The following is an 18,854-nucleotide window of genomic DNA, read 5'->3' as shown; positions in this document are numbered from 1 at the left end:
GAGAAAAAATTTGTTTCATTTCCTTGACGAAGATTGTTATGAGTGATTGGAATTTTTTTGCCAATTTTGCGTTTGAGGTCGATTTATAAATTAAATTTATGGATTGATTGAGTTGATTTTTTGCACTCTTGCTTCGATGCGTGATGGACTGGACAAAAGGTGAGAAATAATATTTGTGGAGGACGTGCAGATCTCTTGCACATTCACTGCAAATGAAATTCATCAGCGAAATAAATGAGCCCATAGTCGTGGCGGTTGCCAGGGACAGATATCTATCCCCCATTCATCCATTTGTCGACGGTGTGCACCTGCCTTCCGTTCCCGCTCCTCGATATGGACAGGATATTACCTATGGCTGCCGAGCGTCGGCGCCGCAGCGCCAGAGTGTCGGGGACACTGTGGATGTGCTGAAACCCAAGATTAAAAAATTGTTGGGAATTTTTGCCAAGGCGGATACGACCGGAGTGGCGCGCACGTTATTCTCCGAGTTTCTTAGAGAAAATCGGAGGGGCGTTGAGTATTTTGAAGATCCACGTTTGACTGGGTTGGTATCCAGTCATGCCAACATGGAGTATTTTTGCAGTGCAGCGCTGTCCGCTCCCAATTCCCCCTATAAAACCCCTGGCAGGATTCGCATTCATCAGGCACTCAAGAATGCTGACTGGAACATCAGGAATTTGCAGGTGCCGATGGACTTGGGGGTACCTGCATTTAATGCCGGCAGCCAATTTTTCGCAACCCAGGACTATGGCAACGGCCTCGGTCTGATGATCAACGGCGTCCAGCATGTCTATGTGATAGCCACTGCCTACGGGTATGATCGTGAGAGAGGTCGGTACCAAATAACATTGAAGTTTGTCTTGTACGACGTTTTTGGCCTGGATGATGATGACCTGAGAGAGTATGGTGCTCAATCCGATGATGGTTTTTCTTTCGCTCAAAGGGTCGGCATCACGGCTTGGTGGCAACTACAGCATCAATTCGCCTACCCTCCGTTGGTCACCCGGGTGGTATTGACCAGAAGCTACGAAGTGCCTGCAGTATGAAAGAAATGATGCAACGACATTCTTGCGACCGGTGGGGCGCACTTGGCTTGGCTTCCGCCATGCTCGGCTTGGCGATCGTGCCGTTTTTCTATCTCAGTATCGGTGCGTGGCAGGAGTTGTCGATCATCGCGAGTGCGACGATTCTCCTGGCCGCCTTGGTTTGCCTTGGCTTCATTTGCCTGCGACTGCTGCCCCGTCGAAATCCCACCTGGGCCGGAGCGACCCGTCTGTGGTGGCTCGAGGCAGCCGCGTGGGTCATATTGTTTTATCTGGGAGCCATGCTGACAGGAATGCGCCTGCAGACCGGGTTCGCACGGTTCGGAAGCTTCGCTCTGGTGTGGCTGGTGGCCAGCGCAGCGATGTTTCCGGTGGTGGCTTGTTTCTTCCGTGGGTCGGTATTGATGCAGCGTGCCTCCGCTTGGCGTTTTTCCACGCTCGCAACCGCAGTATGGCTGCTCCTGGCCTCCAATATCGCCACGGCATTCATTTTCATGCCACAGAAGTTCGTCTGACAAAGCCTTCGGCCGGAGCGCGCGGCCTTGCCTCGGGAACACAGTGAGGGAAGGGCAGCTGCCCGAGTCGCTTCGTCAGGATGAAGCCGTGGGCACCAGCCGCACTCCATAAGCCACGTCTGCCTTCGCCCACTCCACCAGCCGGTCGATGTTGGGATGCTTGCCGGGATGCGCCTGCGCATCCGCCGTGTGCTCCGCATACCACTCCAGTCCCAATGTGGCGGCGGCAGGTGTGATGCTGCCGCCGTACAGCTGGCCCAGCGCGTGGTACACGGCCAGCGAGCCGGCCCGGCCGGGCTTGTTCTCCAGCGTGGCGACGGTCCCGCCGTCGGGCCCCAGCAGATGCAGGGCGGAAAGGTGGGCCACGGAGGGAAGTTGCTTCAGGCGCTCGGAAAAATTCATGCTGAGAAAAATGGAGGAAGAAAACGACCGTCGGATCGTACCTCCGCCCTGAAAGATGCGTGCCCGACCTCAGCGCAACGCCAACCCCGCCGTCCTGATGGCCTGCGCATAACGCGGCTGTTCCGCCCGCAGGCTTTGCGCAAGGTCGCCAGGCGATCCGCCGGCCACCTGGAAGCCCTGGGATTCCAGTTGCGCGCGCACGTCCGCCGCCTGCAGCACGGTAGCGATGTCGCGGTTGATCTTCTCCACGATGGCCGGCGGGGTGCCGGCCGGCGCGAAGTAGCCCTGCCAGCTTTCCACCGAGAACCCGGGCGGCCCGCCGGCTTCGGCCACGGTGGGTACCGCGGGCAGGGCGGGGGACCGGTAGCTGGTGGTCACGGCCAGGGGCCTCAGCTTGCCGGCGCGCACGTGGTCGGTCACGGCGGCCAGGGTGATCAGGGTCGCGTCCGTGTGGCCGGCCAGCACGTCCACCGTGGCCGGGCCGCCGCCGGGGTAGGGGATGTAGTTCACCCGGGCGCCGGTTTGCTGCGACAGGATTTCGTGTGCCACGTGGGCGATGCCGCCGTTGCCCGGCAGCCCCAGGCTGATGCTTTCGGGCCTGGCCCGGGCCCGCGCCACGTAGTCGGCCAGGCTGGTGATGCCGGTGCCCGGATGCACCACGAGGATTTGCGGATTCACCACCGCCTTGATGATGGGCGTGAAGCTCTTGTCCGTGTCGTAGGGCAGCCCCCGGAACAGGATGCTGTTGAGCGTGAGCCCTTCGCCCTGCTGCAGCAGCGTGTAGCCGTCCGGCGCGGCCTTGGCCACCCGGGCCGCGCCGATGGTGCCGCTGGCACCGGCCACGTTCTCCACGATCACGCTCTGGCCCCAGAGTGCGCCGAGCCGGTCGGCCAGCGTGCGCGTGAGCTTGTCCGCGCTGCCGCCGGGCGCCACCGGAACGATGATGCGCACGGGCTTCGATGGGAACCCGGCTGCCGCGTCCGATGCAGCGTGCGAACGGGAGGCGTGCAGGGTGGTGGCGGCCAGGGCGGCCAGCGCGAGGGCTGCCGTGGCAGCGGTGAACACGGTTTTGCGGGAGGGGAGCATGGTGCGGACCTGGGGACGAATGGCAAGGAAAGCGAAACGGCCCGGACGGGCCGGGAGCCTGCGTTCAGCCTAGGCCTGCATCCCCCGCGGGGGAACGAAGATTCGCGACTATGGATATGACGCCAGCGTGCCTGCCCGGGGGGGGGGGCGCGGGCCGCATATCGATAGCCGGTTTCCGTCGTTGGCGAACGGTGCACCGGGTGCCTAACGTATGGGTCGCTCTTGCCAAAGGCCCCCCCATGACCCAGACATCCCTCTCCCTCGACTTCTCCGGCAGCGACATCGCCAGCCGCCGCGCTGCCGCCGTGGCGGCCTTCATCGCCACCGCGCGCCGCCTGGTGCCCGACCCCGAAGCCGCCACGCCCGACCAGTTGCGCGCCGTGGCCGCGGCCCTGGAGCAGCTCGGCCTGCAGCGCGAACTGTTCCCCGCCGCGCATTTCCCGGTGTCGGAGGACAACCCCGCCCAGGTGTACCGCCTCAGCGAAGAGCCGGGCGGGCGCCATGCGCTCTACATCTCGGCCGGCCAGCCGGGCAAGGCCCAGCCGCCGCATGACCACACCACCTGGGCCATCATCGCCGGCATCTCGGGCAACGAACGCAACGTGTTCTACGAACGCAGCACCACGGCCGATCCGGCGCGCGACGCGCTCGCGGCCGGGAAGACCGTGGACGTGGTCCCGGGCGTCTCGGTGCAGCTCTCGCCCACCGACGTGCACACCATCGAACTCGTGGGCGACGAGCCCGGCCTGCACCTGCACTTCTACGGCCGCGCGCTGGACCGCATGCCCGGCCGCGTGGTGTTCGAGACGCGCGAGGGCGGCATCTACCGCACTTTCGGCCCCCCGAAGTCCATACGCCATGCGCTCATCACGCCGCAGGCGCTCAAGGCCGCGCTGCACGACGGCGAGGAGATCGCCGTGCTCGACGTGCGAGAGACCGGCGTGTTCGCGCACCGCCACATCCTGTTCGCGGCCTCCGCGCCGGCGTGGCGGCTGGAGCTGCTGATCGACCGGCTGGTGCCGCGCCGCGGCACGCGCACCGTGCTGGTGGACGGCGACGGGACGCTGGCCCATGAGGCCGCCGCCAAGCTGGTGCGCCTGGGCTGGCGCAACGTCTCCGTGCTGGCGGGCGGCACCGATGGCTGGGCCGCCGCGGGCTACGAGGTCTTCAGCGGCACCAACGTGCCCAGCAAGGCCTTCGGCGAAGTCATCGAGCATGAGAAACACACGCCCTGGATCGATGCGGGCGAGCTGCACGAGCGCATCGCGCGCGGCGACGACATCGTGGTGGTGGACAGCCGCACGCCCGAGGAATTCGCGGCCTTCAGCCTGCCCTTCGCGCACAGCGTGCCGGGCGCGGAACTGGTCTATCGCATCGGCGAGCTGGCGCCCGACCCCGGGACCTTCGTGGTGGTGAACTGCGCGGGCCGCACGCGCAGCATCGTCGGCGCGCAGACGCTGATCGACGCCGGCATCCCCAACCGCGTGGCCTCGCTGCGCAACGGCACGATGGACTGGCTGCTTACCGGCCGCACGCTCGCCCACGGCCGCAGCACGCCGCTGCCCGAGCCCTCGCCGGCGACTCTGGCGGCCGCCCGCGAGCGCGCGGCCGCCGTGGCGCAGCGCGCCGGAGTGCAGCGCATCGATGCCACCGGCCTGGCACGCCTGGAGGCCCAGGCCCACGAGCGCACGCTCTACCGCTTCGACGTGCGCACGCGCGAGGAATACGAGGCCGGCCACCTGGAAGGCTGGCGCTGGGCCCCCGGCGGCCAGCTGGTGCAGGCCACCGATGAATACGCCGGCACGCGCGGTGCCCGCATCGTGCTCGCCGACTGGGACGGCGTGCGTGCGCTCACCACCGGGGCCTGGCTCGCGCAGCTGGGCGGCCACGAGGTATTCGTGTTCGCCCCGCCGCCCCTGGCCACGCTGGAAACCGGCCCCGAGCCGGTGCGCGTGCTCGCGTCGCACACCCCCGGGCCGCTGGTCTCGCCGCAGCAGGCCCGGGCGCTGCTGGAGCAGGGCCATGCCGCCGTCTTCGACGTGGACCGGCGCACCGCCTTCGAGCGCCAGCACATCGCCGGCGCGCGCTTCGCCGTGCCCGACCGCCTCGCGGCCTTCGTGGCCGACCTGCCCGCCGGCCAGGCCGTGCTGCTCACCTCGCCCGACGGCCTGCTGCCCCGCACCGTGGCGCCCGAGCTGGCCGCCCGCACCGGCCGCGACGTGCGCGCGATCGCCGGCGGCACCGCGGCCTGGGCCGCGACCGGCCTGCCGGTGGAAACGGGCGATGCCGGCGTGCTCACCGGCGATGACGACCACTGGTACAGCCCGTACGCGCACCGCGACCTGCAACTGCGGGACGCGGGCTTCCGCGAGTATCTGGACTGGGAACTGGGCCTGGTGGCGCAGCTGGAGCGGGAAGGGCAGACGGGCATCCGCCTGGTGGCTGCGGCCGCATAGCCCACGCCCGCGGGGTGGGGGCGCGGCCCGCCACCGGGCGGTCACCGCGTGGTCACCGCGGCATCATGGCCCGGCCTGCTGCAGGAACCACCGCCTCGCCTGTGCCACCGCCTCCGGGTGGCGCTGCTTGCGCGGGCACACGAGGTAATAGCCTGCATCGGTGCGGAGCTTCTCCGCGCAGGCCTGCACCAGCCGGCCCGCGGCCAGGTCCTGTGCCACGAAATGCTCCTGCACCAGGGCCAGGCCCTGGCCCATCAGCGCCGCATCGATCGCCAGCGTTGTCTGGTTGAAACGGATCGCCTGCGCCGTGTCCGCGGGCAGGACGCCGGCGGGTGCGCACCGATCGAAAAATTCCTCCCAGGACGACTGCCCGTCGTGCAGCAGCGTGGTGCGGCCCGCGCCCGCCCACCGTGCCTGCGCCTGCGGGCTTCCCACGGCCACGAGGCACTCCTCGAACAGCAGGTCGCCCTGGAGTCCGGGGCCGAAGGGCGGCCGGCCGTACCGCACGGCCAGGTCGATCGCCTCCGTCTGGAAGTGCGAAATCCGCTCGGTCGCCAGCACGCGCAGCTCCGTTGCCGGATGGACCTGCGTATAGGCCCCCAGCCGGGGCATGAGCCACTTGGTGGCGAAGGTCGGCGTCACGCTCACCGTCAGGTGCCCGGGCTCGGGCCGCAGGCCCCGCGTGGCCTCCGCGAGCAGGTCGAACGCGCGGCGCACGCCCACCACATAGCGCTGCCCGTTGGCCGTCAGTGCCAGCGTGCGGGGATGCCGCTCGAACAGCTTCATGCCCAGCTCCGCCTCCAGCGCGCGGATCTGCTGCGCCACCGCGCCCTGCGTAACGCCCAACTCCTGCCCGGCCAGCCGGAAGTTCAGATGGCGGCTCGCGACCTCGAAGGCGCGCAGGGCATTGAGCGAGGGCATGCGGGCGAGGGGTGTGGTCATGGGTGTAGATTTTCTACTGAATCGGAGCAGCTGGGCTGTCGCAATCTCCCGACCTGAAAGCACCGCGCGATTCCACAATCAGTGCATGCCCATTGGGGGTACACAAGGATGGCCATGACGGCGAAGGAGATGGTGATGGCAGTAGAAAAAAAGGTGGCACTGGTCACCGCGGGCGGATCCGGCATCGGGGCGGCTGCGGCACGCCGGCTGGCGGAGGACGGCTTCCACATCGGCATCCTCTCGTCGTCCGGCAAGGGCGAGGCGTTGGCCGAGGAACTCAGCGGCGTGGGCGTGACCGGATCGAACCAGTCGCTGGAAGACCTCGGCACCCTGGTGGAGCGCGCGGAGCAGCGGTGGGGCCGCATCGACGTGCTGGTCAACAGCGCCGGCCATGGCCCCAGGGCCCCACTGCTGGAACTCTCCGACGAGCACTGGCTGCAGGGCATGGACACCTACCTGCTCAACGTGGTGCGGCCCACGCGGCTCGTGGTGCCGCGCATGCAGAGGCAGGGCCGGGGCGGAGCGATCATCAACATCTCCTCGGCCTGGGCGCTGGAGCCCAGCGCGCTGTTCCCGGCCTCGTCCGTCATGCGCGCGGGCCTCGCCGCGTTCACACGCATCTTCGTGGACAGCTTTTCGCGCGACAACATCCGCATGAACAACGTCCTGCCGGGCTGGATCGACAGCCTGCCCGAGTGGGAAGAGCGCCGCGCGTCGATCCCGCTGGGGCGGTACGGCCGGGTGGAGGAGGTGGCGGCGACGGTGGCGTTCCTGGCGTCGGAGGGGGCGGGCTACATCACGGGGCAGAGTCTGCGGGTGGATGGAGGGGTGGTGCGGGCGGGGTGAGGTTTGGTGGAGGGCGGTTGGTCGGTAGCCAATTAATTTAGGCAGCGGTAGTCGGCTTAAGTCTGGATTGTGTCATTCGCATTCATTGATCTGCACTTCAGCGCCGACCGTCACCGGTCATTCCAAACTTCGTTACCCCTCATTTTTCGCTGAGCTTAGTAGAGCTCCATCCGCGTTCGCTTCACCTTCCGCAGGTGGCGGGTTTGGCGTCCGACTTAGCATTTCCTTTCCAAGAAGCGCACAGGTCTCCTGTCCAATACGCTCCAAATCCGAAGCTTGACGGCGAGCGTTGCCCCAGAGTTCGACTAGGGTGCTTGCCAGTTCCGCTGACAGGTCAAAGCGATCACACAAGGTTTTCACAATGTCGCGATGCCCGATCTCGTCAACCCGGCCAATGAGTTGAAACAGAAAATGATCGAGGTCTTTGCTCCTCGTCGCCAGGCCCTCCGAGAAGTGTCGTCGAGCTAGCACGTCGCCGTTGTCGAGCTTGCACGCTTTGATGGTGTGCTCGCCCTTCGAGTTCAACCAGGAGTACAACCAGTGTTCGTTGATGACGATGCACTTTGAATAGTTATCGAAATGTGGATGAACCCAGGCGTAGTCGGCCTCTTTCGTAGGAAAATCAATCAACGGTTTGGATCGGTCCGCCAGAGGGTCGAAGCTCTTCTTCGAAGAATTGCACTGCTTGCAAGAAGCAGCTAGGTTGGTTACGAAGAACGTATAGTCAGGATACCCCACCGTATGCTGCCTATTGTCATAGAGGTTCGTCTTTGCTTTGCCTTCATCGCATTTCGATGATGCTCCCTTTGGAAGTATGTGATCAAGCTCGCACAGGCCAACTGAGACTCCATGAATGGCTACTTGGCAATAAACGCATCGGTACTTCTGGGCGGTTAAGAGCCAGACTCGTAGATCAGCGATGCCATCAAGCATAGTGCTCCAGGTCGCTCCAGTATGAGATTCAACGCGAGCCTTGAGACTGGCCGGAAGTAATGAGGTATCGACGCGCTCATGCAAAACACGCTCGTTGCCGACATTGCTCATTTCATCTCACCTTTGTCAGAGACAACGCTCTCAGCGATCGCTCCGAGGATATGCCGTAAGGGATCGTGTGTCGGCAGTCGCTCGCGAGCTGCCTCAATGTACTCGACATCTTCTGCCGGCACGATGGGACGCTGGCCTTTCGCATCGCCGATCAAAGCTAGCAAACCGTCAATCCGAGCCATGAACTCTGGCGTGCGGGTTGATGGTAGGTTAAACAACTCCCTGTACACGTCATCCACCTGTGCGCCGTAAGTATTGGAAGTCGGCTTCTCGCTGACGCTCGTCTCCTTGCGGGATCCGTTGGCGAAGGTCTGCTCCCTTAAAGAGAGACACCGAACATTTCCAATACCGTCGCGAACGCCAGATGCGATGAGTGCTGAGTGAGTGGCTACGACAGCATGACAGCGCTCGCAGGACTTTAATATCCCCGAAAGAGTCGCAATGAAGTCTCGCTGCCAACTCGGATGAAGACTGTTCTCCGGTTCATCAATCAAGACTAGCGAGTCGTCGTCGAGCGCCACGCACAGCGAGGTCAGGTTAAAAAGCCAACTCCACTGCCCAGAACTCAAGTCAGATTCCCGCACTGCCTCCTTTGGATCGGTTGGAAACGTGGTGCCGTTGCTCGAAAAATATACTCCGTCTACTTCGAACAGCCCCAGATAAAGCGCGCATCTCCAATCTGCAATTGACTTGTAACCTCGCAGGAACTTAGGTCCGTTTGGCGTAATCCAGCAAGAGAGTCGAGGCGATCGCGCTTGATTCAGCGATGACACCAAGAACTCCAACGCCGTATCGTCAGCTTCGATCTTCGCAGCGAATTCGGCGATAGTTCTCTTCCAATGCTCTGAGAAGTCGAGGCTGCGATCCACTGTCCGTGCCCGCTGCTTAACGACCGCTCGCAAGCGAGCAACTGAGTCGTCAGTAGCTCGAATGGGCGTACGTTGAGTACCCCACCGAGCCGCGAATCGAATGCCTACGGCCGGAAACAGTTCGAGTCGCTCGAATATCGGTGCCAGCGTTTCAGCGCGCTCTTGGAACGAAATGCAGTTTTCCATAATCACCGCGCCGAAAGTAGCTTCGCTGTAACGGGTGCTAACCGCTCCATGCCTGGACCGAGGACCGATGTAAACGAATTGGTATCCCAACCCGGGAATCGATGTTGAGAGCTCCGTCAGCGCTCGTGATCGTGGGAATCGATCCCACGGCGTCAACGAAACGGCAACCACCCTGCTCGGCTTGCGGCCCTCCCAAGCGAGATCAACAGCAAGAGGCGAGTAGCCATGGCCATTGTACTTTTTTTGATCAAGAGCCCCTGTCATGAGCATAGAAAGCGCCAGACTCTTGCGTGTTCCGTTCTCACCGATGAGGACTGTGATATGCCCTTGAGGTTTTTCATTCAAACCGGGAGCTATAGCGAACGGAGATTCGAAAGGTCCATTTTGGCCTGTGCTGAAAGACTGGATGATCATGTTGCGCCACTGTAAGCGACTGCTGGGGATTGTCCGAATTTCTGTGTTCGAGGCGCTTTGAGATTTTTCCAGGCCAACGGTTGGCAGTTTTGACGAACCCACCGCCGCGTGGAAGAGTCGGTCTTGATCTTACAGGGCAGTCCTGGTGAACCGCTCTTCGTACAGGATCGCGAACTGGTTCATCGCCTCCTTCCAGTTGTGCGCCGCACGACCCCAGTCGACCGTGATGTTGCGCAGCGACAGCCAGATGATGAACTCGGGCGAGACCTCGGTGGCGTAACGCTCGACCAGGAAGGCCTGGATCTCGCTCACGGTCATGCCGCGTGCGTACATGGCCACGATCCTGTCGTCAAACCCGGTGAAGCGCCGCTAGTGCTTGGCAATCAGCAGCGGATCGAAAGAGCCATCACGGTCGCGCGGAACATCGATGCGCAACGGACCGTCCTCGGTCAGCACGGTCTTGCCGCTCGTGCCGTTGCGTTGGTTGGTGCCGGGCTCGGGCTTGTTCGCGCCGCTGGGGTAGCCCAGGTGGTGGCCCAACTCGGCGCCCAGGGCGCGCTCGATCAGGGCCTTCTTGAACGCCATAGAGGCGGCATTGACCGCCTCCCCGGTCATGGGGCCGGTCACGCACTGGTCAAGCAGTTCCTGGGGATGGACGGCAACGCCGCCGACTTGGCCGCGATGGCCGCGTTCTTCAACTTCGTCTTGCTCATTGGCATAGATGCTCCGGGTCGTCATGCTATGCCTCGCACACAAAAGTCCAGACAGACTCGGGCCCGCGACCGCTTGATGGCGATCAGCGTGAGGTCAACCCGACGCCGCAACGGCTGCAATCGTTGCAAAGCCGCCGGCGCTTCTCACGCCGCCGCCAACCACCCCCGAGTCGCCACCCCCTCCAACGCCTGCTCCAAATCCCCAATCAAATCCTCCGGATCCTCCAGCCCCACATGCAGCCGCACCACCGGCGCAGTCCCCGTCCACGCACTGTGCTCCCGCAGCCGCTCCGGCTGGGCCACCAGCGCCAGGCTTTCGTACCCACCCCACGACGCCCCGATGCCGAAAAACCGCAGGGCATCCACGAACGCATTCGCGCCGCGCGCATCCACGCCGCCATGGCCATTCCCGCCGTTGCCGTCCGCGAACGCGAACGACACCAGCCCGCTCGCTCCGGAGAAATCCCGCTTCCACAGCGCATGCCCCGGGTCGGAGGGCAGGGCCGGGTAGAACACGCGCCCGACCTGCGGCTGCTCCTGCAGCCATTCGGCCACCCGCGTGGCGTGGCGCTGGTGCTGCGCCAGGCGCACGGGCAGGGTGCGCACGCCGCGCAGGGCCAGGTAGGCGTCGTCGGCACCCACGGTGAGGCCGAGCGCTTCGTAGGCGGTGGCGATCCTGCCGGTGAGCTCTTCCGAATCGGTGACGACGATGCCCTGCATCACGTCCGAGTGGCCGGCGATGTACTTGGTGGCCGCCTGGATCGAGATGTTGGCACCCAGTCGGAGGGGCTGGCAGAACCATCCGCCGCTCCAGGTGTTGTCCGTGGCCACGGGAATGCCGCGCGCGCGTGCCACGGCGGTGATGGCGGGCAGGTCCAGCACCTCGTAGAGCAGCGAGCTGGGCGATTCGACGTAGATCAGCCGGGTGTTCGGCCGGATCTTCGCGGCGAGGTCGTCCTGCGAGGGCGAGAAGTATTCGAGCGTGATGCCCAGGCGCTGCAGCAGCGTGGCGTCCACGCGCCGCACGGGCGAATACACGCTGTCGGCCACCAGGGCGTGGTCGCCGGGCGAGAGCAGGGCGACCAGCACCAGCGTGATGGCGGCCAGGCCCGAGGGCGCGAGGAAGGCGCGGTGGCCGCCCTCCAGCGCGGTCACGGCGTCTTCCAGCGCACGGTGCGTGTCCAGCCCGTGGCGGCCGTACGAGGCCACGCGCTCGCCTGCCGCGCGGCGGTGGTGGTGCTCCGCATGGTCCGCGGTGCTGCCGAAGCGCACGGTGCTGGTGCGCACCACGGGCACGTTCACGGGGCCGGAGCCGCCGCGCAGCGCGGGCGCGCCGGCATGCAGCAGCCGGGTGGCGGCGCCGAGCGGCGCGGGGTGTGGGTTGCCGTGCTGGCGGATATCGGGGCCGCTCATGCCACGGCCTCGCTGGGGCGGAAGTAGGCGGCGTTGTAGTTCTTGACTTCGCCGGTGTCCGGGTCGATCGCGACGCGGCCCGTGAGCGTCTCCAGCGGCTGGCCATACAGGTGGAAATGCAGCGTGGGCTCGGTGCCCACCACGGCGATGCTGTGGATGTCGTCGGGCAGGAAGGCGATGGACGCGCCAGGCTGCACGGTGAATTCGCGCGCCACGTGGATGCGCGCGCGGGCGGGGTCGCTGCGGTCGTCGGTGCGCTCGTACAGGCGGTTCACCTCCTGGCCTTCCACGGCCACGATCACGGCCCAGGTGGTGTGGTTGTGCGGTGCGGTGGTCTTGCCGGGGTTGATGGAGTTCAGGTACAGCGCCAGGCCGCCGTCGCCGTCCGCGGGGTTGAGGCGGTAGCGCGTGGAGGCGCCCACGCCGGCCGTCTCCGCAGGCGGCGGGAAGTCCGCGCGGCTGAACAGGTCCCTGTGCGCGGCCAGTTGCTCCAGCCGCCCGGTGATGGCCGAGAGCGCGGCACGGTCGGGCGTGCCCTGCGCGGTGAGGCGGCGCACGTCGGCCAGGGCGGCATCGACGGCCTGGCGGCGGCGCTCGGCGGTGGACGTGGCTGCGGTGGGGGTGGAGGTCGTGGTCATGTGTTCTCCGGAGGATGGCGGTTGCGGTGTCAGATGGAAGTCAGAGGGCGAAGCGCAGCTGGTTGAAGGCCAGCGGCGGGGTGGGGGTGGCGGGAGCCTGGCGCGTCCGGGCGCTTTCGCCCAGCGCGCGTTGCAGGAACTCGCGGGTGCGCGTGCTGCGCGGGTTGCCGAAGATCTGCGCAGCGGGGCCGTGCTCGACGATGCGGCCGGCCTCGGTGAAGTACACATGGTCGCTCACCTCTTCGGCGAAGCGCATTTCGTGCGTGACCAGCACGCAGGTCATGCCGTCCTTCACCAGGTCGCGGATCACGGTCAGTACCTCGCCCACGGTCTCGGGGTCCAGGGCGGAGGTCACCTCGTCGAACAGGATCAGCTCGGGCTGCATGGCCAGTGCCCGCGCGATGGCCACGCGCTGCTGCTGGCCGCCCGAAAGCTCGCCGGGGTAGGCGGTTTCCTTGTGCGACAGGCGCACCTTGTCGAGCAGTGCGCGCGCTTCCCGTTCGGCCGCCGCGCGGTCGCGGCCCACCACGCGGGTCGGAGCGATCACCAGGTTTTCCAGCACCGTGAGGTGGGGAAACAGGTTGTACTGCTGGAACACGAAGCCGACGCGCTTGCGCAGCGCGATCAGGTCCGCTTCCGTCCGCAGCCGGTGCACGCGCGTGCCGCCCACCACGATCTCTCCGCGCTGCGGCCGCAGCAGGCCGGTGATGCAGCGCAGGATGGTGGACTTGCCCGAGCCCGAGGGCCCGATGATGGAAACCGCCTCGCCGCGGCGCACCTGCACGTCGATGCCCTTGAGCACCGCGTTGTCGCCGAAGGACAGGTGTACGTCCTGCAGGTGTACGAGGGGGGCGATGGCTTCTCGCGCAGGAGGTTTCAGGGAGGTGAGGAAGGCGTCAGTGGCGTTCATGGCGTTTTTCCAGGGCGCGCGTGGCGCGGGCGATGGGGTAGCAGTAGGCGAAGAACAGCGCCAGCAGCGTGAAATACACCAGGATGGTGAAGTCTGTGCGCGCCACCGTGTTGCTGGCGATCTGGGCCGTGTCCACCACGTCGTGCACGCCCACCAGCGAGGCCAGCGAGGTGCTCATGGTGATGCTGGCGTACAGGTTCATCCACGGCGGCAGCATGCGGCGCACGCACTGCGGCAGCACCACCAGCCGGAAGATCTGGCTGCGCCGGAAGGCGAGCGATTGCGCGGCTTCCCACTGCGCGGCGGGAATGGACTGGATCGCGCCGCGGAAGATCTCCGCCACGTTGGCGCTGGTGGGCAGCGCCAGGCCCAGAACCACCTTCACCCAGTCTGGGAAGGGGAAGGTCCACTGCACCAGGTGCACCTCGAACGGGAACACATAGGTGGTGAAGTAGATGAGCACCAGGATGGGGGCGTTGCGGAACACCTGCACGTAGCAGCGCGCCACGACGCGGACGGCATGCACGGGCGACAGCGACAGCGCGCCCACCACCAGGCCCGCGGCCGAGCCCAGCGCCACCGCCAGCACGCTGATCTCGATGTTCACCCACAGGCCGCGCAGCAGCGCCGGCAGCCAGTTCCACAGGTGCCCGACAGCGCGCGGCGTGGTGCCGGTGGCATTCCACGCGGCCACCACGGCCAGGGCCGCCACCGCGCCGAGCAGCCACGGGTTGCGTGCGCTGCTGCGCACCGCATGCAGGAGAGGGGCGGCAGGCACCGACCCCAGGACGGCGTCATTGGCCATAACCGGGCATCCTCCAGCGTTCTTCGAGCCAGCGGCCCGCCAGGCTCACCAGCCAGGTCAGCAGGCCGAACCAGATCAGGATGAGCAGCAGCAGTTCGAGCACGTTGTCGCGCTGCGACCAGATCATGATCGATTCGTACGTCACGTCGCCCACCGCGATGGCCGAGGCCACGGCCGTCATTTTCACGAGGTCCACGAGGTTGTTCACCAGGGAGGGCAGGGCGAAGCGGGCGGCCAGCGGCAGCTGCACCCGCGCCAGCAACTGGCGCTGCGAGAAGCCCAGCGAGCGCGCGGCCTCCAGCGTGGTGGCGGGCACGGCCTCGATGCCGGCGCGCAGCGCCTCGGCGTGGAATGCGCCCTTGTGCAGGGAGACGACCACGACCACCCACACGAACGGCGTCAGCGGGTTCTGGCCTGCGCCCCAGTCGCGCAGCTGCTGCGTGATGAGCATGTTGAGCACGAGGAAGGCGCAATACAGCTGCACCAGCGTCGGCGTGTTGCGCGTCACCTCGACGAAGGCGCGCGCAGGGCCGGCCAGCCAGGCGCGCCCGGAGGTCATGCAGGCCGCCAGCACCACCCCGGCCGCCAGGCTGCAGGGAATGGTGAGCAGTGCCAGCTGCACCGTCACCCCCATGCCGCGCACGAAGGCCTGGCGCTCGGCGGCGTCGAGCACGAAGGCATAGTTCAGGCCGACGCCACGCAGCGCGTCCACGCCCTGGGCGAGCAGGCTCGTGTCGCTCATGCCGCGGCCTCGGCGTCCGGCACGCGCTCCGCCGTGGGGGCGGGCGCCGGCGCAGCCTGCGGCGGGCGCAGCGCGGCCACGGCGCGGGCGATGCGGGCGGTGGCATCCGCGAGCACCGCGTCGCTCGCCGCGGTGGAGATGCGGAAGTAGGGCGAGAGGCCATAGGAGGGGCCGTCCACGGCCGCCACGCCTTCCGATTCGAGCAGCCATTCGGTCAGGTCCGAGTCGGTCCGGATCACCTGTCCGTCCGGCCGCACGTGGCCGATCAGACCCCCGCAGTGCACGAAGGCGAAGAACGAGCCGCCGGGTGGCAGCAGCGACAGCCCCGGGACGGCGTTGACGGCCTGCGTGACGAGTTCCGCACGGCGCGCATAGGCACTGCGCGCCTGGGCGGGAAACGACTGGTCGGCCGACTCCAGCGCCGCCACCACGGCGGCCTGCGCCACCGAATTGGGGCCGGACGATGCCTGCGACTGGATCACCACCATGGCCTGAACGAGGGCGGCGGGACCGGCGCCCCAGCCGATGCGCCAGCCCGTCATCGCATAGGTCTTGGAGGCGCCGTTCACCAGCAGCGTGCGCTCCTTCAGGTCAGGTGCCACCTGCAGCCAGTGCGCCGGTGCTTCGGGCGTGAACCAGATGTGTTCGTAGAGCTCGTCCAGCAGCACCAGCACCTGCGGGTGGCGGCGGAGCACCTCCGCCAGGGCGGCGAGTTCGGCCGCATCGTAGAGCGCGCCCGAAGGGTTGCCCGGCGTGTTCAGCACCAGCCAGCGCGTGCGTGGGGTGATGGCGGCCTCCAGCACGGCCGGCGTGAGCTTGAAGCCCGCGCCGATGTCGCAGGGCACGATGACGGGCGTGCCGTCGTTCACGCGCACGATGTCCGGAAACGAGGGCCAGTAGGGGGCGGGCACGATCACCTCGCTGCCCGCGTCCAGCGTGGCGGCGAAGGCGTTGTAGATCACCTGCTTGCCGCCATTGCCCACGGTGATCTGGCCTGCGGAGTAGTCGAGCGCGTAGTCGCGCGCGTACTTGGCGCGGATGGCCTGGCGCAGTGCCGCCGTGCCCGGCGTGGGCGTGTACCTGGTTTCCCCGCGCTGCAGGGCGGCGATGGCAGCCTGCTTGATGGGCTCGGGCGTGTCGAAGTCGGGTTCGCCGGTGGTGAGGCTGATCACGTCGCGCCCCTGGGCCGCGAGGGCCGCTGCGCGGGCGCTGGCGGCGGCGTTGGGCGAGAGGCGTGCGCGCTGCACGCGTTGCGACAGCGGAAAGGTGGGGGCGGAGGTCATGGGGCGGGGCTTGCTTCGGGGTGCAGGCGCAGCGGCGTGGCTGCGGGTGGCAGGACCTTGCCGGGATTGAGCAGGCCGAGTGGGTCGAACGCGGCCTTCAGCCGCCGCATCAGGTCGAGCTCGACCGCGCTCTTGTAGCGGGGCAGCAGGTCGCGCTTGGTCTGGCCGATGCCGTGTTCCGCGCTGATCGATCCGCCGTGGGCGTGTGCGCTGTCGTGCACCGTCTCGTGGATCGCGTCCTCCACGGCGAACACGTCCGACGGCGAGCCGCCCGCGGGGTGCGAGACGTTGTAGTGCAGGTTGCCGTCGCCCAGGTGCCCGAAGGCCACGGGCCGCACGCCGGGAAATCGTTCCTCCAGCGCCGCGGCCGTCTCCGCGAGGAAGTCGGGAATGCGCGAGATCGGCACCGACACGTCGTGCTTGACGTTGCTGCCATCGCGCTTCTGCGCCTCGCCCAGGGCCTCGTCGCGCAGGCGCCAGAGCGCTTCGCCCTGCGCCAGGCTCTCGGCGATGGCGGCATCGGCGACCAGCCCGTCCTCGAAGGACTGGCCCACCACGGCCTCGAAGCGTTCGCGTGCGTGCTCCTCGCCTTCGCTGTCCGACAGCTCGACCAGTGCGTACCAGGGTGCCCCCAGGGCCAGGGGGATCGGCTGCTCCGGCACGTGCTGCGCGATCAGGCCCAGTGCCGTATCCGACATCAGCTCGAATGCCGTGAGGCCGGCACCGAAGCCCGCACGTGCCGCGCCGAGGAAGGCGATTGCGTCGTGGATGCAGCCGAAGGCCAGCAGGGCGGTGTGCTGCGACTGCGGCAGCGGATAGAGCTTGAGCGTGGCGGCCGTGATGATGCCCAGCGTGCCTTCGCTGCCCACGTACAGGTCGCGCAGCGCATAGCCGGTGTTGTCCTTGCGCAGGCCGTTCCACACCTCGCCCTCGGCCGTGACCACTTCCAGCCCCAGCACCAGTTCGCGCGCGTTGCCGTAGCGCAGCACCTGGGTGCCGCCCGCGTTCGTGGCGAGGTTGCCGCCGATGGTGCAGCTGCCTTCCGAACCGAGGCTGAGCGGGAACAGGCGGCCGGCCTCGCGCGCGGCCTGCTGCACGGCGGCCAGCACCGCGCCGGCCTCCACGGTCAGCGTATCGTTGTCGGTATCGATGGCGCATACGCGGTTCAGCCGCGCGAGCGAGAGCACGATGGCGCGGCCGCTGCCGTCCGGCGTGGCCGCGCCCATGAGCCCGGTGTTGCCGCCCTGCGGCACGATGGGCGTGCGGTGGCGCCGCGCGAGCCGCACCACCTGGGCCACCTGGGCCGTGTCGGCCGGGCGCACCACGGCCAGCGCGCGGCCCGTCAGGCGGCGGTGCTGGTCTGTCAGGTGGCCCTCTGCATCCGCGCCGGTGAGCACGTGGGCATCGCCCAGCGCGCCGCGCAGTTCGGCCAGCAGGGGCTCGGCCGTGCCGGCACCTTCCCAGGTACGGTCCGCGATGGATGCCGCGGCGGAGCTCATGGCTTCCCCGCTTCGGCGGCCGCGGTGACCGAGGCACCGGCACCGGAAGCCGCAGCCTGGGCGCCGGTGTACACCGCGAAGTCGTACGGCGCGCGGTCGAACCGGCCCTGGAGCGCGCGCTGGTGGCGCTCGGCGATCCAGGCGTCGGGCACGCCGTTCTCGCGCGCCAGCTTCAGCAGGAAGCCGGAGCGGTGCCAGTCCTGGACGGCCTTGTCCACGAAGGCCTGCGTGTCGGCCTCGCCGCGGCGCGTCCACACCACGGTGGGCGAGGGAATCAGCTGGTCGCGCGATCCGACCAGCGCGAAGTCCTTCCATTCGCCGCCATTGGGACCGTTCAGGGTCTCGTACAGCGCGGGCTGCACGTGCACCGACGCGGCGCAGGTGCCGCCCTTGAGCGCCAGCAGCGATTCGGGAATGCCGCGCAGGCCCTTGACCACGGCGCCGTGGGTTTCCGCCAGCGGCTTCGCGAAGTTGCTGCCCTGCGATACGCAGGCCACCTTGCCGCGCAGGTCTTCCCACTTCGTGATGCAGCTGGCCCTGGCCACCAGCGCCGCGCCGCCGACCAGGTCGTAGGGCGTGGGAGCGAACGACAGGATCTCGCTGCGCTCCTGCGTCCACTGGATGTTGGCGATCAGCAGGTCCACCTTGCCGCTCTGCAGGAACTGCACGCGCGTGGAGGCGGTGACGGGCACCGTCTCCAGCGGCACGCCCAGGCGCCGCGCGATGTCGGCCGCGAGCGCGGTCTGGTAGCCACCGGTCTTGCCGGTGGCGGGATCGAGCCGGCCGAAGGGCGGACTGGCGCCGTCGATGCCCACGGCCAGCTTGCCGCGCTGCCGGACTTTGTCGAGCGTGGCGTCGGCGTGCGCGGCGGGCGCGAGGGCGGCGATGGCCAGCGCGGCGGCGAGGGGAACGAGGGCGGCGAACGGAGCGCGGTGGCGGTAGGGCATGGACGGATATCCGGGCAAGGCGCTGCCCGGCCCCGCGCAGCGCGGGGCTGGGTCAGCACGGGTGGAAGGGCGGGGCGGAAAAAGGCGTGCGCGTCGCCGGC

17 protein-coding genes and 1 pseudogene are annotated in these 18,854 nt (G+C 67.1%); 4 read left to right on the top strand and 14 right to left on the bottom strand.

Annotated features, from left to right (window positions below):
* Positions 1 to 212 precede the first annotated feature (212 nt).
* Positions 213 to 1,046, top strand: coding sequence for a hypothetical protein (locus ACGHC0_RS15160; RefSeq protein WP_415266013.1), 834 nt, complete (start codon positions 213 to 215; stop codon positions 1,044 to 1,046).
* Positions 1,043 to 1,558: a hypothetical protein gene (locus ACGHC0_RS15155; protein ID WP_225977116.1), complete on the top strand. Its 516-nt coding sequence runs from the start codon at positions 1,043 to 1,045 to the stop codon at positions 1,556 to 1,558. The genes ACGHC0_RS15160 and ACGHC0_RS15155 overlap by 4 nt, the downstream gene beginning before the upstream one ends.
* A 75-nt stretch (positions 1,559 to 1,633) precedes the next feature.
* On the opposite strand, the gene ACGHC0_RS15150 is transcribed toward ACGHC0_RS15155, so the two are convergent.
* A complete protein-coding gene (locus tag ACGHC0_RS15150) occupies positions 1,634 to 1,960 on the bottom strand; it encodes a DUF2322 family protein (protein WP_415266012.1) in 327 nt (108 codons plus the stop codon).
* A gap of 69 nt (positions 1,961 to 2,029) precedes the next feature.
* Positions 2,030 to 3,046 (bottom strand): tripartite tricarboxylate transporter substrate binding protein, encoded by a 1,017-nt coding sequence (locus ACGHC0_RS15145; RefSeq protein WP_415266011.1) that lies wholly within the window; start codon positions 3,044 to 3,046, stop codon positions 2,030 to 2,032.
* Positions 3,047 to 3,285: 239 nt separating this feature from the next.
* Between ACGHC0_RS15145 and ACGHC0_RS15140 the strand changes: the two genes are divergently transcribed.
* Positions 3,286 to 5,502, top strand: a complete 2,217-nt coding sequence (locus ACGHC0_RS15140) for a rhodanese-like domain-containing protein (protein WP_415266010.1) — start codon at positions 3,286 to 3,288, stop codon at positions 5,500 to 5,502.
* Between the two features lie 63 nt (positions 5,503 to 5,565).
* Here the strand turns inward: ACGHC0_RS15140 and ACGHC0_RS15135 are convergent, their stop codons facing one another.
* The gene (locus ACGHC0_RS15135; protein ID WP_415266009.1) at positions 5,566 to 6,444 is read right to left on the bottom strand and encodes a LysR substrate-binding domain-containing protein; all 879 of its coding nucleotides are present in this window, start codon (positions 6,442 to 6,444) and stop codon (positions 5,566 to 5,568) included.
* A 135-nt stretch (positions 6,445 to 6,579) separates the two neighbouring features.
* Here ACGHC0_RS15135 and ACGHC0_RS15130 point away from each other — a divergent pair, with 135 nt between their 5' ends.
* Positions 6,580 to 7,290, top strand: coding sequence for an SDR family oxidoreductase (locus ACGHC0_RS15130; RefSeq protein WP_415266008.1), 711 nt, complete (start codon positions 6,580 to 6,582; stop codon positions 7,288 to 7,290).
* 132 nt (positions 7,291 to 7,422) lie between these two features.
* Here the strand turns inward: ACGHC0_RS15130 and ACGHC0_RS15125 are convergent, their stop codons facing one another.
* The 11 genes and pseudogenes from ACGHC0_RS15125 to ACGHC0_RS15075 all read right to left on the bottom strand — a co-directional run bounded on the left by ACGHC0_RS15125 (position 7,423) and on the right by ACGHC0_RS15075 (position 18,753).
* Positions 7,423 to 8,334: an HNH endonuclease gene (locus ACGHC0_RS15125; protein WP_415266007.1), complete on the bottom strand. Its 912-nt coding sequence runs from the start codon at positions 8,332 to 8,334 to the stop codon at positions 7,423 to 7,425.
* Positions 8,331 to 9,803, bottom strand: coding sequence for an AAA family ATPase (locus ACGHC0_RS15120; RefSeq protein ID WP_415266006.1), 1,473 nt, complete (start codon positions 9,801 to 9,803; stop codon positions 8,331 to 8,333). The genes ACGHC0_RS15125 and ACGHC0_RS15120 overlap by 4 nt, the downstream gene beginning before the upstream one ends.
* A 249-nt stretch (positions 9,804 to 10,052) precedes the next feature.
* Positions 10,053 to 10,516 (bottom strand): annotated as a pseudogene (locus ACGHC0_RS15115) (transposase); the annotation flags it as partial.
* Positions 10,517 to 10,660: 144 nt separating this feature from the next.
* Entirely contained in the window at positions 10,661 to 11,929 is a 1,269-nt protein-coding gene (gene metC / locus ACGHC0_RS15110) for a cystathionine beta-lyase (protein ID WP_415266005.1), read from the bottom strand.
* Positions 11,926 to 12,567 (bottom strand): cysteine dioxygenase family protein, encoded by a 642-nt coding sequence (locus ACGHC0_RS15105; protein WP_026432530.1) that lies wholly within the window; start codon positions 12,565 to 12,567, stop codon positions 11,926 to 11,928. Before ACGHC0_RS15105 ends, metC begins: the two co-directional genes overlap by 4 nt.
* A 40-nt stretch (positions 12,568 to 12,607) precedes the next feature.
* Positions 12,608 to 13,477 carry an amino acid ABC transporter ATP-binding protein gene (locus ACGHC0_RS15100; protein WP_415266004.1) on the bottom strand — a complete coding sequence of 290 codons (870 nt, stop codon included), beginning with the start codon at positions 13,475 to 13,477 and terminating at the stop codon, positions 12,608 to 12,610.
* Positions 13,464 to 14,282 carry an amino acid ABC transporter permease gene (locus ACGHC0_RS15095; RefSeq protein WP_415266003.1) on the bottom strand — a complete coding sequence of 273 codons (819 nt, stop codon included), beginning with the start codon at positions 14,280 to 14,282 and terminating at the stop codon, positions 13,464 to 13,466. The genes ACGHC0_RS15100 and ACGHC0_RS15095 overlap by 14 nt, the downstream gene beginning before the upstream one ends.
* Positions 14,272 to 15,024: an amino acid ABC transporter permease gene (locus ACGHC0_RS15090; protein WP_368351757.1), complete on the bottom strand. Its 753-nt coding sequence runs from the start codon at positions 15,022 to 15,024 to the stop codon at positions 14,272 to 14,274. Before ACGHC0_RS15090 ends, ACGHC0_RS15095 begins: the two co-directional genes overlap by 11 nt.
* Entirely contained in the window at positions 15,021 to 16,307 is a 1,287-nt protein-coding gene (locus ACGHC0_RS15085; RefSeq protein ID WP_415266002.1) for an aminotransferase class I/II-fold pyridoxal phosphate-dependent enzyme, read from the bottom strand. The genes ACGHC0_RS15090 and ACGHC0_RS15085 overlap by 4 nt, the downstream gene beginning before the upstream one ends.
* Positions 16,304 to 17,806, bottom strand: coding sequence for an FAD-binding oxidoreductase (locus ACGHC0_RS15080; RefSeq protein ID WP_415266001.1), 1,503 nt, complete (start codon positions 17,804 to 17,806; stop codon positions 16,304 to 16,306). The genes ACGHC0_RS15085 and ACGHC0_RS15080 overlap by 4 nt, the downstream gene beginning before the upstream one ends.
* Positions 17,803 to 18,753 (bottom strand): transporter substrate-binding domain-containing protein, encoded by a 951-nt coding sequence (locus ACGHC0_RS15075; protein WP_415266000.1) that lies wholly within the window; start codon positions 18,751 to 18,753, stop codon positions 17,803 to 17,805. The genes ACGHC0_RS15080 and ACGHC0_RS15075 overlap by 4 nt, the downstream gene beginning before the upstream one ends.
* Positions 18,754 to 18,854 lie beyond the last annotated feature (101 nt).

It is taken from the genome of Acidovorax sacchari, assembly GCF_042847045.1.
Classification (GTDB): domain Bacteria; phylum Pseudomonadota; class Gammaproteobacteria; order Burkholderiales; family Burkholderiaceae_C; genus Paracidovorax; species Paracidovorax sacchari.
This window is presented reverse-complemented; position numbering and strand designations above follow the sequence as displayed.